At 62.6% G+C, this 15,300-nt stretch carries 14 protein-coding genes; 5 read left to right on the forward strand and 9 right to left on the reverse strand.

Annotation, left to right across the window (positions count from 1 at the left end):
• The 7 genes from ACW4DH_RS08570 to ACW4DH_RS08600 form a co-directional block, all read right to left on the reverse strand.
• Positions 1-966 (reverse strand): TRAP transporter large permease (locus tag ACW4DH_RS08570; protein WP_459635971.1); only part of this gene is annotated, 966 nt, incomplete at its 3' end.
• Positions 966-1,619 carry a TRAP transporter small permease subunit gene (locus ACW4DH_RS08575; protein ID WP_459635972.1) on the reverse strand — a complete coding sequence of 218 codons (654 nt, stop codon included), beginning with the start codon at positions 1,617-1,619 and terminating at the stop codon, positions 966-968. The genes ACW4DH_RS08575 and ACW4DH_RS08570, both read right to left, overlap by 1 nt.
• A 103-nt stretch (positions 1,620-1,722) precedes the next feature.
• Positions 1,723-2,751: a TRAP transporter substrate-binding protein gene (locus tag ACW4DH_RS08580; RefSeq protein WP_459635973.1), complete on the reverse strand. Its 1,029-nt coding sequence runs from the start codon at positions 2,749-2,751 to the stop codon at positions 1,723-1,725.
• 91 nt (positions 2,752-2,842) lie between these two features.
• Positions 2,843-3,625 (reverse strand): FadR/GntR family transcriptional regulator, encoded by a 783-nt coding sequence (locus tag ACW4DH_RS08585; RefSeq protein ID WP_459635974.1) that lies wholly within the window; start codon positions 3,623-3,625, stop codon positions 2,843-2,845.
• A 298-nt stretch (positions 3,626-3,923) separates the two neighbouring features.
• A complete protein-coding gene (glyA, locus tag ACW4DH_RS08590) occupies positions 3,924-5,186 on the reverse strand; it encodes a serine hydroxymethyltransferase (RefSeq protein WP_459635975.1) in 1,263 nt (420 codons plus the stop codon).
• 177 nt (positions 5,187-5,363) lie between these two features.
• Complete coding sequence (locus ACW4DH_RS08595) at positions 5,364-7,901, reverse strand: ABC transporter permease (protein WP_459635976.1); 2,538 nt, start codon at positions 7,899-7,901, stop codon at positions 5,364-5,366.
• On the reverse strand, positions 7,898-8,614 hold the full coding sequence (locus ACW4DH_RS08600; protein ID WP_459635977.1) for an ABC transporter ATP-binding protein: 717 nt from the start codon (positions 8,612-8,614) through the stop codon (positions 7,898-7,900). The genes ACW4DH_RS08595 and ACW4DH_RS08600 overlap by 4 nt, the downstream gene beginning before the upstream one ends.
• A gap of 49 nt (positions 8,615-8,663) precedes the next feature.
• Here ACW4DH_RS08600 and ACW4DH_RS08605 point away from each other — a divergent pair, with 49 nt between their 5' ends.
• Positions 8,664-9,260, forward strand: a complete 597-nt coding sequence (locus ACW4DH_RS08605; RefSeq protein ID WP_459635978.1) for an arylesterase — start codon at positions 8,664-8,666, stop codon at positions 9,258-9,260.
• 31 nt (positions 9,261-9,291) lie between these two features.
• On the opposite strand, the gene ACW4DH_RS08610 is transcribed toward ACW4DH_RS08605, so the two are convergent.
• Positions 9,292-10,179, reverse strand: coding sequence for a DMT family transporter (locus ACW4DH_RS08610; protein WP_459635979.1), 888 nt, complete (start codon positions 10,177-10,179; stop codon positions 9,292-9,294).
• Between the two features lie 160 nt (positions 10,180-10,339).
• Here ACW4DH_RS08610 and ACW4DH_RS08615 point away from each other — a divergent pair, with 160 nt between their 5' ends.
• On the forward strand, positions 10,340-11,329 hold the full coding sequence (locus ACW4DH_RS08615; RefSeq protein ID WP_459635980.1) for a zinc transporter ZntB: 990 nt from the start codon (positions 10,340-10,342) through the stop codon (positions 11,327-11,329).
• A gap of 8 nt (positions 11,330-11,337) precedes the next feature.
• Here ACW4DH_RS08615 and ACW4DH_RS08620 read toward each other — a convergent pair whose 3' ends face one another.
• The gene (locus ACW4DH_RS08620; RefSeq protein WP_459635981.1) at positions 11,338-11,607 is read right to left on the reverse strand and encodes an Rdx family protein; all 270 of its coding nucleotides are present in this window, start codon (positions 11,605-11,607) and stop codon (positions 11,338-11,340) included.
• Between the two features lie 177 nt (positions 11,608-11,784).
• Between ACW4DH_RS08620 and ACW4DH_RS08625 the strand changes: the two genes are divergently transcribed.
• The 3 genes from ACW4DH_RS08625 (at position 11,785) to ettA (ending at position 15,291) form a co-directional block, all read left to right on the forward strand.
• A complete protein-coding gene (locus ACW4DH_RS08625; RefSeq protein WP_459635982.1) occupies positions 11,785-13,101 on the forward strand; it encodes an MFS transporter in 1,317 nt (438 codons plus the stop codon).
• 125 nt (positions 13,102-13,226) lie between these two features.
• Positions 13,227-13,424: a PA3496 family putative envelope integrity protein gene (locus tag ACW4DH_RS08630; RefSeq protein WP_459635983.1), complete on the forward strand. Its 198-nt coding sequence runs from the start codon at positions 13,227-13,229 to the stop codon at positions 13,422-13,424.
• A 205-nt stretch (positions 13,425-13,629) separates the two neighbouring features.
• The gene (gene ettA, locus ACW4DH_RS08635; protein ID WP_459635984.1) at positions 13,630-15,291 is read left to right on the forward strand and encodes an energy-dependent translational throttle protein EttA; all 1,662 of its coding nucleotides are present in this window, start codon (positions 13,630-13,632) and stop codon (positions 15,289-15,291) included.
• Positions 15,292-15,300 lie beyond the last annotated feature (9 nt).

Raw genomic sequence — 15,300 nt, forward strand, 5'->3', positions numbered from 1 at the left:
GGGCTCGACCTCGAGCCCCAGGATCATCTGCGAGATGAAGCGGTTGCCGCCCATCAGGTTGTAGACCCCGACCAGCGCCGCCGCGCCGATACCGATCCAGATGATCATGCCGCAGGTGGTCAGCGTCTGCCCCAGACTGCCGTGCAGCGTCTTGAGCGAGAACTCGCCGCGGGCGACGATGGCCAGCAGCACGCCGAAGACGCCCATCGCCGCGGCTTCGGTGACCGAGGCCACCCCGCCGTAGATGGTGCCCAGCACCAGCCCGGCAATCAGGCCCGGCACCAGGATCGCCTTGAGCGCCTGCCAGCGGTTGGTGAACCCTTCCTGGCGGTCGGCCTCGGTCATCGGCGGCCCCATGGCCGGGTTCTTCATGCAGCGCACCAGCACATAGGCGATGTAGGAGAGCATCAGGATTATCGCCGGGGTGATCGCCGCGGTGAACAGATCGGCGATCGACACGCTGGCGATCAGCCCGTAGATGATCAGCACGATCGACGGCGGCATCATCGTGCCCAGTGCCCCGCCGGCGCACACCACGCCGATCGACAGGTGCTTGTCGTAGCCCAGGCGCAGCATCTGCGGCAGCGCCAGAATGCCCAGCAATACGATCTCGCCGCCGATGATGCCCGACAGCGCGGCGAGGAAGAACGCCACCACGATGGTCTGCACCGCCACCCCGCCGGGCAGACGGCCGGCGAACACGCGCATGGCGTTGAACAGATCCTTGGCGATGCCCGAGCGGTCGAGCAACGACGCCATCAGCACGAACATCGGCACCGCCACCAGGGAATACTCGGTGACGAAGCCGAACACCCGGCTGGTGACCAGCGGCAGCGCGTTGGTACCGAACCAGCCGAAGGTGAAGGCCAGCGCCACCAGACCGGTAATGAAGGCCAGCGGCAGGCCGGTAATCAGCAGCGCGAAGATGGCCCCGACCATCAACAGCGTTCCGTCGGCGATATCCATCAGGCGGCTCCTTCATGATCGGATGCGCTGGGTGCATTCTTGCCGCGCAGCGATTGAAACAGATGGATCAGCGACTGGATCGTCATCAGCACCAGCGCGGCAAAGATGATGCCCTTGATGAAGGCCGGAAACGGCGGGTTCCACGACGTTCCCGAGCGCTCCAGCGACCACTCGCCCAACGGATTGTGCGAGGCGTTCCAGAACATCACATAGGCGGCGTAGCTCATCGCCAGGCAGAAGCCGAAGGTCACTAGGTCGTTGAAGCGGTCGAGCCACAGCTTGAAGCGTGGGCCGACGCTGTCGTAGAGCACCCGCACCCGGATGTGGCGGTTGCTGGCCAGCGCCGCCGGCCCGCCGAGGGCGAAGCTCACCGCCACCAGCATGACCACCGACTCATGCACCCAGGAGGTGGGCGAGTCGAAGCCATAGCGCATGATGACCTCGTACACGCTGATGCCCATGGCGACGAACACCAGCCAGGCGGCGCCGCGCGCGCACCACACCACACCGCGGTCGAAGGCGCTGCGGACCGGATCGCTGGCATCCGGCGCCCCGGAAGCCGGCTCACCGGCGGTGGGCGCGGCGATTTCATCCTCGCGGGGGGCGACGGGCACCTCGTCGCGGCTGTCCCGGTCGGGGGAGTGTCGAGACATGACCTTTCCTCTCGATAAAACGCAAGAAATCCCGCGGGATTTCTCTATGAGCCATTGAAGGCAGCACGCTCGGGGCCGGTCGATGCCGGCCCCGGTACCCCTTTTACATCAGGTTGTGGTCTTGCAGATAAGAGACCACCGAATCATAGAACTTCTGGGTGGTATCGTTCTTCTCGGCCCATACCGCCCACTCTTCCTTGGCGATATTACGGAACTTGGCGCGCTCTTCGGCGGACATATCGATGATTTCGATATCCGGGTTCTCACGCACCTCCTTAACCGCCTCGAGGTCACGCACCTTGAGCTTGGCGACCATTTCATAGGCCATACTGTCGACAGAGGTATCCAGAATCGCCTTGAGGTCTTCCGGCAGGCTGTCCCAGATATCCTTGTTCAGCGATACCGACACCATCGGCAGCGAGTGAAAGCCCGGATAGTTGGGATACGGCGCGAAGTCATACAGTCCCTGGTCGTAGTTGGTGGCGAACACGGTATAGTCGGCCGCGTCGATCACGCCCTTCTCGAGACTGGTATAGACTTCGGACCCCGGCAGATTGACCGGTGTGGCGCCAGCCTTTTCGAAGATGTTGTAGACCATGCCCTGCGGTGCGCGCACCTTGAGCCCCTTGAGGTCTTCCACGGTGCGGATGGGACGCTTGGAGGGGAAGGCCTCAAGCCCCGTGGCCGCAGCCCCGATCAGGTGCACGCCATAGGGCTCGACCAACTCGTTATAGATCTCCTCGCCGCCGGCATAATTCATGTAGTCGAGAAATTCGACCGGATCGCCCCAGGCGCCGACCAGGTTGCCCATCATGCCGAACGCCGGGTTCTGACCTGAAAAGTAGCTGGGGTCGGTCATGTGGCCCTGCAGAATGCCCGCGCTGACCGCCTGCAGGGTTTCGGTGGCACCCACCACCGCGTTGACCGGCAGGATCTCGATCTCGATCCGTCCACCGGACATCTTGTTGACGTTGTCAGCCCAGGCCTTCTTGATCTCGAACTGCGGCTCGCCGGAAGTTTCGGAGGTCTGGAAGGTCCATTCGTACTCGGCCGCCTGGACCGCGGAAGCCATCATTCCCAGAGTAATGGCCGAGGCAAGGCCGATGAGCTTGTGATGCGTGCGTGCGATCATGATGCACTCCTTGTTATAGGTAACGCTGGGTTTATAAGCGGGTGATGGCGGGTCGAGTCCGCCGTTTTCGTGAGCGCCCTCATCGTGACACTCATATCATCGCTGCACTGGAGTGCAGCAGCGAAGGCAATGTGCGAGGCGATTCCGCGACGCCCAGGTCATGCCCGGTACGCTCCAGTACCGCCAATGCCGCCGCATGGGCCGCATCGGGTTGGCGCAAGCGGATGGCTTCCATGACACGCCGATGACGCGTCATGCTGTCCTGCAATTCGTTGGCGCTCTGGTTGGAACGTTGAACCAGCAGGGTGATGGAGGGGCGGAGGACATGGCTCAGTTGCGTCCACACCAGATTGTGCGTCGCGGCAAAGATCGCCTCGTGAAACGCCACGTCGTAATCATCGTGACTCTGTCCCTGCCAATGCAGGTCGGGCTGCTCGAGCGCCCAGATCATGCCCTCATAGGCCGTCTCGATAGCCAACAGATCCGCCGCCGTGGCATTTTGCGCCGCCAGCCAGGCCACGAACGGCTCGACAGCGACACGAAAGGCAAAGATCTCACGCTGAAAGCGCGGATTGGGCTGTGCGTAGCGCGCCATCCACTCGGTGACCTTGGGATCGAGTAGATGCCATTCGGAGAAGTTGCGCACCCGCGTGCCCTGCCCCGAAATACGCACCACCAATCCGGCCGCCACCATGGTCTGCAATGCACTGCGCACGGTGCTGCGGCTGACGCCATACTGCTCACAAAGATCCAATTCACGCGGAATCAGGTCTCCCGGCACATAGCGGCCACTGAAAATGGCATCGGCGAGCCGTTCGGCAATATCGGGACGTGGCCCTCGGCCCCCCGTGCTAGCGGTATCGTTACTGGACATATGCTTCTCGGCCATCAAGTAGGACTAGGAATAATCTATGTCCGACATAGCCGCAACCTATAAGGCGCCTTCTCCCCCTTAGACCATAGTCTAAAAAAATCGCATTCAATTGTTTTTAAAGAATTTATTGGGTGCTTCCTGAGCCGAGGCCCAGCACTGCTTCGCTTACCCAGTGCACTGCATACGCGATGCGGATCATGCATAGACATGAGGCTCGGTGAACCGGAAGAAGGCATAAAAAATCCCCGCCGGCGCGTGGCCGGCGGGGATCAATACTCAAGCAAAAGCGTTCGCGGTATCAGCGATACACGGGGAAGCGTGCACAGACGCTTTCGACCTTGCCGCGCACCTCGTTCTCCATGGCGCTGGCGTCGCCCTTGTTCATGGCGTCGAGGATATCGCAGATCCAGCCGGCCAGATCACGGCACTCAACTTCACCAAAGCCGCGAGTCGTGACCGCCGGCGTGCCGATACGCAGGCCGGAGGTGACGAACGGGCTTTGCGGGTCATTGGGCACCGCATTCTTGTTGACCGTGATGTGGGCGCGGCCAAGTGCGGCGTCCGCGTCCTTGCCGGTGATGCCCTGCTTGATCAGCGATAACAGGAACAGGTGATCCTCGGTGCCGCCGGAGACGATATCGTAGCCGCGCTCGATGAACACGCCGGCCATCACCTGGGCATTCCTGACCACCTGCTGCTGGTAGGCCCTGAAGTCATCGCTCATGGCCTCTTTGAAACATACCGCCTTGGCGGCGATGGCATGCATCAGCGGGCCACCCTGGCCGCCCGGAAACACTGCGGAGTTGAGCTTCTTGTAGATATCGGCGTCACCACACGCGGAAAGGATCAGACCGGCACGCGGCCCGCGCAGAGTCTTGTGCGTGGTGGTGGTGACTACGTGCGCATGCGCCATGGGACTCGGATAGCAGCCGGCAGCGACGAGGCCGGCGATGTGCGCCATGTCGACGAACAAGTATGCCCCCACCTCGTCGGCGATCTCGCGAAAGCGCGCCCAGTCGATGATCCGTGAATAGGCGGAAAAGCCGGCGATGATCATCTTCGGTCGATGTTCATGCGCCAGTCGGGCGACTTCGTCGTAATCGATCAGTCCTTCGGCGTTGAGTCCGTACTGCACGGCATTGTAGTGCTTGCCTGAAAAGCTCGGCTTGGCACCGTGAGTCAGGTGCCCACCGGCATCGAGGCTCATGCCGAGGACGGTGTCGCCCGGCGTGACCAGCGCCTGAAACACGGCACTGTTGGCCTGGGAGCCGGAGTGTGGCTGCACATTGGCGTAGTCGCAGCCGAACAGTTCACAGGCACGGTCGATGGCAAGCTGTTCGACCTTGTCGACGAATTCGCAGCCCCCGTAGTAGCGCTTGCCGGGATAGCCCTCGGCGTACTTGTTGGTCAGCTGCGACCCCTGCGCCTGCATCACGCGCGGGCTGGTGTAGTTCTCGGAGGCGATCAGCTCGATGTGCGCTTCCTGACGCGCGACTTCTTCCTCCATCGCGTTCCACAGGGCGTCATCGAAACCGGCAATCTGCATGTCACGTGTGAACATCGGCGGGAATCCTCGACTCAAGAGTGATCTGCGCGGCGCAGCGCCGCAGGACGAAATCGGCAAGGCTGCCATGATACCCCAGCGCCTGAGCGCTTTCACATGAAACGGTGTCATTCCCATCCGGAGCGTGACTCATCCGGCAACATGCGTCTCGCCACCAAAACCGGCAGGTGTCGTTCACACCTCTCCCAACAGACGCAGGCTATCCATCGGCGTCTGACGCCGTACGCCACGCGACAGCAAGTGCCCGATCACGCCAATGATCAGCGCTCCCCCCAACGGCATGATCAGCCACATTCCCCAGTGCCAGCGCGGTGCCATCCCCAGCCAGCCCAGATATACACCGGCAGCCGCGGCCTCCGCCAGCAAGGCGCCCATCAGCCCGCTTACCAGGCCCAGCAAGCCGAATTCGGCTGCCTGAATGTGCGAAATCAAGCGGTTGCCGGCCCCAAAGGCCCGCAACAGTGCGCTTTCATGAGCCCGCATCGGACGACTCGCCGTCATCGCCGCATACAGTACGCTGATACCCGCCAGCAACACGAACCCCAGCACGAACTCCACGGCGCGTGTCACCTGGGCCAGCAGGTCGCGGACCTGCTCGAGGATGGCATCGACATTGAGCAGCGAAATGCCGGGAAACTGTTGTACCAACTCGCTCACCAGGGCCTGGCGATCCTCCTCGAGATGAAAGGCGGTGATATAGCTATGCCCGAAGCGCTCGAGCACCCCTGGGGGAAAGATAACGAAGAAATTGGGCTTGAAGCTCTCCCAGTCGAGGCTGCGCAAGCTGGTAATCTCGCCGGTGACCTCTTGACTGCCGATAGTGAAGGCCAACTGATCGCCAAGGCTCAGGCCGAGCCGCTCGGCCAGCCCCAGTTCCATGGAAATCGGCGCGGCAGCGGTTTCGGCGTCCGCTTCCGGCAAGGTATCGAACCACGCCCCGGCTACCAAGCGGTTGCCCTCCGGCAAGCTATCGCGCCAGGTCAAGTTGAGTTCACGACGCAGCGCGTTGGCGTCACGCTGCTCCTCGGGTACCGCGTCACGCGGTGGCTCACCGTTGATGGCGCTGATCCGCCCTCGCACCATGGGATAGAGAACACTCGGCTCATCGGTGCGTCCCTCGAGCAGCGCATTGAACGGCTCGCGTTCGGCGGGCTGGATATTGATGGCGAAATAGTTCGGTGTATTCTCGGGCAACTGAGCCTGCCAGGTGGTCAACAGGTCTCCGCGCACCAGGGCGATCATGGCCATGGCGGCAAACGTCACCGCAAATGCCAGCAACTGGCCGAGGCTGGCCTGTCGGCGGCGCGCCAGCTGTCGCGCTCCCAGGCGCAGCGCCTGGCCACGCCCGGCACCCGCCGCGCCATTTCCCGGTAGCGCCTGGGCCAGGCGCAGCACTCCCGCCAGCAGGCCCCGCCCCAGCAGCCATAACAACGACAGCGCCACCAACCCGCCCGCCAGCAGTCCGGCCGACAGGGCCAGATCGCCCGAATACAGCCATAGCAAGGCTGCGAACACCAGGCTGGCAGCCGCCACCACCGCCCAGGCCGATGCAGGCAGCGGATCCAGCTCGCGTCGCAGCACCTTGAGCGCGCTGACGCGCTGGAGCCGCAGCAGCGTCGGCCCGGCAAAGCCGACCAGCACCGCCAGCGCCGTAAGAACACCCATCAACAGCGGCAGCGGTCCCGGCGGTGGCAATTCCAGCGGCAGGAACCGCGTGAGCAGCGTCAGCAATCCCGCCTGCCCCACCAACCCCAGCAGGGCCCCAATGAGAGAAGCCGCCATGGCCAGCCACAGCAGCTGCAGGCTGAACAGCTGGGCGAGCTGACGCTGCGTGCCCCCGAAACAACGCAGCAGCGCCGCCGTATCCAAGTGACGGTCGACGTAGCGACGTGTTGCCATGGCCACCGCCACTCCCGCCAGCAGCACGGCGGCCAGCCCGGCAAGGCTGAGATATTTCTCGGCCCGCGCCAGGGCACTGCCCAACCGCGGGCGATCCTCACGTACGTCCTGGATCCGTACGCCCTGTGCTTCAAGCGCCTGCAGACGGTTCTCTACCGCCGCCAGGGCACTCGGCGCGCCCCGTGCCAGCAGTTCGTACTCGACTCGCGACCCCGGCCGAATCAGCTCGGTGGCCTCAAGGTCGCTGCGGTTCATCATCACGCGGGGATTGAAGCTGGCAAAACCGGCCTGCTGATCCGGCTCGCGCTGGATGAAGGCATCCAGTGTCAATGTCGCGCTGCCGATCCTTACCTGATCGCCGACCGCCACATCGAGCAGCCCCGCCAGCCGCGGCGCCGCCCAGAGCGTGCCGGGCGGCGGTCCATGGGCAACGACCTCCTCGCCCTGGTCGCGCGTGATACGGACTTGCCCATAAAGCGGATAGGCATCATCGACGACCTTGACGCTAACCGGCTGGAAAGCTTGTTCATGACTGAGCATCGAGACCAGATCGACCTGAGTGCTCGTCATCAATCCGGCGGATTCGAATTCATGGCGCAACGAAACATCAAACGGGCTACCCTGTTCTAAAACCAGGTCGCCCCCCAGCAGTTGCCCGGCCTGCCGCGTCAGGGCACGGTCGATTCGATCGAGGAAGAATCCGATCATGGTCGAGGCGGCGACCGCCAGGGCCAGGGCCAGGAACAGCGCACGCACGTCGGCGGCGCGCATGTCGCGCCGCAATCCTTTGGCGGAAAGTGCCAGCAGGCTCATGCCTCCACCTCGTCGGGCAGCAACTCGAGCAGCTTGCCGTTTTCGAGGCTCAAGCAGCGCTGGCAACGGCGTGCCATGCCATGATCGTGGGTAACCAGTACTAATGTCGTACCCGCTTCGCGGTTGAGTTCGAACAATAAATCGATGATCTTTCTGCCCGTGGCGCGATCCAGATTCCCGGTCGGTTCATCGGCAAACACCAGCTCGGGCCGGGTAACGAAGGCGCGCGCCACCGCGACACGCTGTTGTTCTCCTCCGGAGAGCTGCTTGGGTAAGTGATGCAGACGCTCGCCCAGCCCCACCCGGGCCAGAGCCTCACGGCCACGGCGTGTCAGGTCTCCCTGGGGAACCAGTTCAAGAGGCAGCAGGACGTTTTCCAAGGCGGTCAGGGTCGGCAGTAACTGAAAGTTCTGAAATACAAAACCGACCCGACCGGCACGCAACTGAGCACGGCCGTCTTCGTCGAGATCAGGCATGGACTCGCCAAACAGCGTCAACTCCCCCGAGGAGGGCGTATCGAGCCCTGCCAGCAGGCCCAGCAGCGTGGACTTGCCGGCGCCGGAGCTGCCTAGGATCGCTACGCTCTCGCCGGCGAAGACATCGAACGCCAAATCGTCGAGAATGGTCAAGGGTCGTTCGCCGCTGAAGACCCGCTTGCCAAGATGGCGAGCCTGTAAAATGGATTTCCGTGAAGCATACAAGGAGTTGGACATGGTGGAAGGTTTCCCTGTTTTCACGCGTCTTTTAGCGTGGAGCGGATTAATGGCCACACTTTGGCTGGGCGCCTTGCAGTTAAGTCCAGCATACGCCGATACCTTGCTGGTGATGGGCGATAGTCTCAGTGCTGCCTATGGCATCGAACGTAAAGACAGTTGGGTCAATCAACTCAAGCAGCGTCTAGGCAACGAACATGAGGTCATCAATGCCAGTATTAGCGGCGAAACGACCTCGGGTGGAATGGCACGCCTGCCTGATCTCCTCAAGCAGCACGATCCGGATATCGTGCTGCTTGAACTCGGCGGCAACGATGGCCTGCGGGGGCTCTCGCCCCACCAGATGAAGCTCAATCTGGCCAACATGATCGAGAACAGTCAAGCCACCGGGGCCCGCGTGCTGCTGCTCGGCATCAAAATGCCGCCCAACTACGGCTCGACCTATACCGAGGCATTCAGTGGCGTCTTTCGCCAGCTCGCCGAGGAGTACGATGTGCGCCTGGTGCCCTTCATTCTCGAAGGCGTGGCCCTGAGCGAAGAGATGATGCAGGAAGACGGCATCCATCCCAACGGCAAGGCGCAAAGCGCCATTCTGAACAATGTCTGGCAGGAGCTGGCGCCGATGCTTGATGAGCCCCACGACTGACACCGTCAGCTTGCCGGCCTGACAACGCCGCTCAGGCCGGCGGCGCTTGGGGCGTCTTCTGCAGTTGCTGCAATCCCAGCCCCGTCAGGATCAGCGCTAAACCTACCAGCGTCGAGCTCAGAATCGGCTCGCCGATCACTACATGCAGCAACAGTAACGACACCGGAGGGGACAGGAAGATTAAATTGGCGACCCGTGCGGTACGCGAGACCTTATGCACCGCCAGTTGCCAGAGAACGAACGCCACCCCCATTTCGAACAGGCCGGTATAGACTCCTGCGCCCAGGCTTTGCCAGCCATACCAGCGAAACCCCGGCCCCAGCGCGACCAGCAGCGTGAACACCGGCAAGCCGACCGTGAAGTTCTGCCACTGGGCGACCAGCGGCGCGCGTCGATCACGGGCGTTTAGCAACCAATACAGCGCCCATAACAGGGTCGACCCGAGCGCCATGCCCACTCCCAGCGGGTCGGCGAAATGCATGTCGAATACCGCTCCGCGCGTGGCGATGGTCCACACACCAGCATACGCAATGACGCCTGCCCCGATATCCATGACCGTCAGCCGCTGTTTGAGAATGGGGACGGCAAGAAACGCCATCGCCAGTGCCCAAGTGTAGTTGAGCGCCATGGCTTCCTGTCCGGGCAGGCGATCGTAGGCGGCAAACAGGGCCAGATAGTAGGCCACGGGATTCATCAGCCCTGCCCATAGCGCCGTGCGCCAGCCACCGCGCAGCGCCTGGCGCAACCGACCCTGCCAGACCACTAGAAGCCCCATCAGCGCCCAGGAAACCAGTGCGGCGATCCACATCAGTTCCACCGGGCTCATTTCCCTCAGCGCCAGCTTGAAGGCGGTCGCCACCGTCGACCACAGCGCTACGGCCCCGAGTCCGCAAAGTATCGCCTGCCGTTCTTGTGTCATGCTTGCTCCAAAAATGCCGGCGTTCGCTCTGTCAGCGCGCCAGGGCACGCCAGACGCCGAGCCTCCAGGCATTGACGCACGGCGCAGCGCCAACGAGGATGCTTGACGTGTCACAACGCAACCCTACCGAATATCTCTTGCGGCTCTAAGGATCCCGGCCATGCCTCAGCCCGTCACCCCCGGAACCACCACCGCCCTGGTGGTCGCCTATCGTCTCGACGGCCAAGGAGGCGGTCAGGTGTTGAACCTGAGCGAACTCCGCGAGGCCTGGGCCCGCGATGATGCGCCCATCTGGATGCACCTGGATTTCAGTCATGCCGATGTCACGACCTATCTCGACGATATTGCCCAACTCAACCCGGCGACGATCGAAGCGCTGCTGGAAGAGGACACCCGGCCGCGGGTGGCCAAGTTCGGCCATGGCGTGGTGACCACGTTACGCGGCGTCAATCTCAATCCGGGTTCGGCGCCCGAAGACCTGATCTCCTTGCGTCTCTGGCTGACTCCCACGCGTCTGATCACCGTACGCCGCCGCCCCTTGAAGTCGGTCAGTATCGTACGCGAGCTCATCGATACGGGCGAGGGAGCATTGACGGTCCCCGACCTGGTCGCCTGGCTCACCGAAACTCTGGTGGACCAGATCGGCGACGTCACCCATCAGCTCGACGACCGCTTGGGTGAACTCGAAGAAGACTTGCTGACCGAGCATGAAATCGACTCCGACGACCTCACCCGCGCGCGCCGTCCGCTGATCGTATTGCGCCGCTTCATGGGGCCCCAGCGCGACTGTCTCAGCCAACTGGCCCAGGGCCATCAATGGCTCGATGAGGAAACCCAAGTTTCGCTGCGCGAAAGCGCCAACCAGCTGTCCCGTTACGTGGAGGATTTCCAGGCCATGCAGGAACGTGCCTTGATCCTGCAGGAACAGGTCTGGAGCCAGCACAACGAACGCCTCAACGAACGTATGTACATGCTGGCCATCATTACCACCGTGTTCCTGCCGCTAAGCTTTCTGACCGGCCTGCTGGGCATCAACGTCGGCGGCATCCCCGGCGCGGAGAGCGACTACGGCTTCGTGACCTTTCTGGCGATTACCGCCCTGGTCGGCATCGGCGTCATGGCACTGCTCAAGCGCAAGCGCTGGTGGTGACCCAGGCACTAGCGGTCGATATGTCCCAGGTCCCGCTGCGGGTCGAGCCGGTCCCTGACCCGGCGTTTGAGTTCCTTGATATCGGGGAAGCCACCGTCACGCTTGCGCTCCCATAAGGTCTCTTCGTCGCAGAGCACCTCAAAATGCCCGCCATGACTGGGCGCCAGCGCCACCTGTTCGAGGTCCTCGCCAAAGGTGGACAGCAGCTCTTGAGCGTACCAGCCGGCACGCAGCAGCCACTGACATTGGGTACAATAATGGATACGAATGCGGGCCATGACAGAAAACTCCGCTTGGGCGGTGGATGGCGCCTGCTCACCTCGTTGCGACGGGCGTGAGCAGGCACGGAGCTGCCATGATGCGCCGCGCCGCCAGCTGGCTCAAGCCAGCCATGAGCACGCTCGAGACGGCATTTTGGCAACGCCGTTTTGATCACTACGTAACAGGAACCCTGCATGGCCGAGAGAGGTATCACCCAAAGCCGCCTGTACGAATGGCTGACCGGTGACGAAGACAGCCGAATGTGCCGGGGGATTCCCGAGAGTGCCTGCGAGGCCCAACCCGGCAATTTCTTTCGCCACCTGATTGCCGCGCTGGGTAACAAGCTGGCCGATGAACTCTCGAGCGCCCGCCTGGTCCTGCCCTGGTTACTGGGAGCCATGGGCGCTCCGGTATGGATGGTCGGTTTTCTCGTCCCGATACGCGAGGCGGGCGTCCTGCTGCCACAGCTACTGATTGCCGGCTACATCCGGCTCAAGACCATACGCAAGTGGGTCTGGATGCTGGGAGGCCTCATTCAGGCCGCGTGCGCCGCAGGGCTCGGCCTGCTTGCGCTGTTCGGACAGGGTGGCTGGGGCGGCGCCCTGGTCCTGGCCGCACTGATCATATTGTCGCTGGGGCGTGGGCTCTCCTCGATCGCCACCAAGGACGTGCTCGGCAAAACCATCGCCAAACAGCGCCGTGGCAATCTGATGGGCTGGAGCGCCGGCATGGCGGGGGGCGTGACCCTACTGGCCGGGATGGTACTGATGCTGTTCGAAGACCGCCACAACGGCGCGGTGCTCGCCGTGCTGTTAGGCATCGCTGCCTTGGGCTGGGCCGTCAATGCGCTATGCGCCGCACTGATTCGCGAGACGTCCGGCGCGACCCAAGGCGGCAGTCATCTCGGCGAGAGCCTTCGCGAAGGGCTGCGCTTGATGCGTGAAGATCACACCTTTTTGCATTTCAACTTGGCTCGCGCCCTGCTGCTGTCCAGCGCTTTGGCTCTGCCCTATATCGCCCTGCTCGGCCAACAGCAGGGCGGTGGCGAGTTGAACGGCCTGGGACTGATGATCGTCGTCTCGGGGCTTGCCGGCATGATCGCCAACCCGCTATGGGGCAAGCGTGCCGACCGCTCGAGTCGCCGCGTGATGCGCGACAGCGGCGCCGCCGCCGCGGCATGCTGTATGGCAGCGGCGCTGATCGCCTGGAGCCCCGGCGCCTGGAGCCACACAATCTGGCCGTATGCCGCCGCCTATGCCGCGCTGATGGTCGCGCACGCCGGCGTGCGCCTCGGCCGCAAGACTTACATCATCGACATGTCTGACGAGGGTAGCCGCGCCCTGTATGTCGCCATGTCCAATACGGTTACCGGCGTACTGATGCTGGCGCTGGGCGGCGTTATCGGGCTGCTGGCGCAGTGGGCCGGCAGCGCCGGGCTATTGATGATCCTCGCGATCGCGGCCTTGAGCGCCGCCGTTGCCGCACATCGCCTACCTGAAATGGAGGGCTGAAACCGCTGCCCCGCCCCGCTCAAAGACATTCACTTGCGGTGTGCCGATAGGGGTTGTATTCCTCGCGCTAAAGCGCTATATAGCCCTCAAACATCATTGGGATGTTATTCACGGGAGGGCCGCGCATGAGCCGTGAGGATTTCGCCGACGAGCAGGACTTTTTCGAAGCCGTCAACGACGAGCATTTCAGCCGCCCGCGCAGCAGTCGGGCCGATACGCTACGCGCTCGACGCCAGGTGGAAGCCTTGCTCGAAGAGCGTCGGCTGAAGCGAGCCATTGAGGATGATTGGCTCAGTGATTACGCTGACGAAGAGGAAGAGTAGCGACAATCCGTCTTGTGTGCGGTATGCCGCTTCACTGCTGAAGTTGAATTACGGGCGTCTCTTGGCGTCCGTATTCGTTTTCAAGCACGGATCGCTCCCGTTTGCCGCGCTGGGGCTGCGCCCGCATCAAGGCGGCACTAGCCTTTATGCCTGCCGACCACTATCATTTGAAGCCATTCTTCACCCTCCAACGAACCGGATTTCCATGGCGCAATACGTTTACACCATGAACCGGGTGGGCAAGGTTGTGCCCCCCAAGCGCGAGATTCTCAAGGATATCTCGCTCTCCTTCTTTCCCGGCGCGAAGATCGGCGTACTCGGTCTCAACGGTGCGGGCAAGTCCACACTGCTGCGGATCATGGCCGGGGTCGACACGGAATACAACGGTGAAGCCCGACCGATGCCGGGCATCAATGTCGGTTACCTGCCTCAGGAGCCGGAGCTCGACGACGACAAGAGCGTGCGCGAGACCGTCGAGGAGGCGCTGTCGCACATCACCGAGGCCCAGCAGAAGCTCGATGCCGTGTATGCCGCCTATGCCGAGCCGGACGCCGATTTCGATGCCCTGGCCACCGAGCAGGCGCGCCTGGAGAACCTGATCGAGGCGGCCGACGCCCATAACCTCGAGCGCAAGCTGGAAGTCGCCGCCGAGGCACTGCGCCTGCCGGCCTGGGATGCAAAGGTGGGAGTCCTCTCGGGGGGCGAGCGGCGGCGTGTAGCGCTATGCCGTTTGCTGCTGTCGAGTCCCGACATGCTGTTGCTCGACGAGCCAACCAACCACCTCGACGCCGAGTCCGTCGCTTGGCTGGAACGCTTCCTTCACGACTACAACGGCACTGTGGTAGCGATCACCCACGACCGCTACTTCCTGGATAATGTCGCCGGCTGGATTCTTGAACTCGACCGCGGCCAGGGCATTCCCTTCGAGGGCAATTACTCGCAGTGGCTGGAATCCAAGGAAAAACGCCTCGCGCAGGAAGCCAAGCAGGAAGCCTCGCGCCAGCGCGCCATCAAACAGGAACTCGAGTGGGTTCGCCAGGGCGCTAAAGGCCGCCAGGCCAAGAGCAAGGCGCGTCTCAATCGTTTCGAGGAAATGCAGTCCGGCGATTACCAGAAGCGCAACGAGACCAACGAGATCTATATCCCACCCGGCCAGCGCCTCGGCGATAAGGTCATCGAACTGCACAACGTGTCCAAGCGTTTCGAAGACCGCATGCTGTTCGAGGACCTCTCCTTCCAGATTCCCAAAGGGGCTCTTGTTGGCATCGTCGGGGGCAACGGCGCGGGCAAGTCGACGCTCTTCAAGCTGATCAACGGCACCGAACAGCCCGACACCGGCGAAGTGGTCATCGGCGATACGGTGGATATCGCCTACGTCGAGCAGCTACGCGACCACCTCGAAGACAAGCAGACGGTGTGGGAAGCGGTATCCGGCGGACAGGACGTGCTCAACATCAATGGCTACGAAGTCTCGTCACGCGCCTACGTGGGGCGTTTCAACTTTAAGGGCAACGACCAGCAGAAGCGTCTATCCGAGCTGTCCGGCGGCGAGCGTGGCCGTTTGCAGCTGGCCCAGACATTGAAGCAGGGCGCCAACGTGCTGCTGCTTGACGAGCCTTCCAACGACCTTGACATCGAGACCCTGCGCGCCCTGGAAGAAGCCCTGCTGGCCTTTCCCGGCTGTGCCATGGTGATTTCTCACGACCGCTGGTTTCTCGACCGCATCGCCACTCACATCCTGGCCTATGAAGGCGACTCGCAGGTGGTGTTCTTCGAGGGCAATTACAGCGACTACGAAGCGGACTATCACAAGCGCGTCGGCAGCGACACGCCCAAGCGTATGAAGTACAAGCGTATCGACGCCTGACCCAGACGT

The organism is Halomonas sp. WWR20 (genome assembly GCF_054602495.1).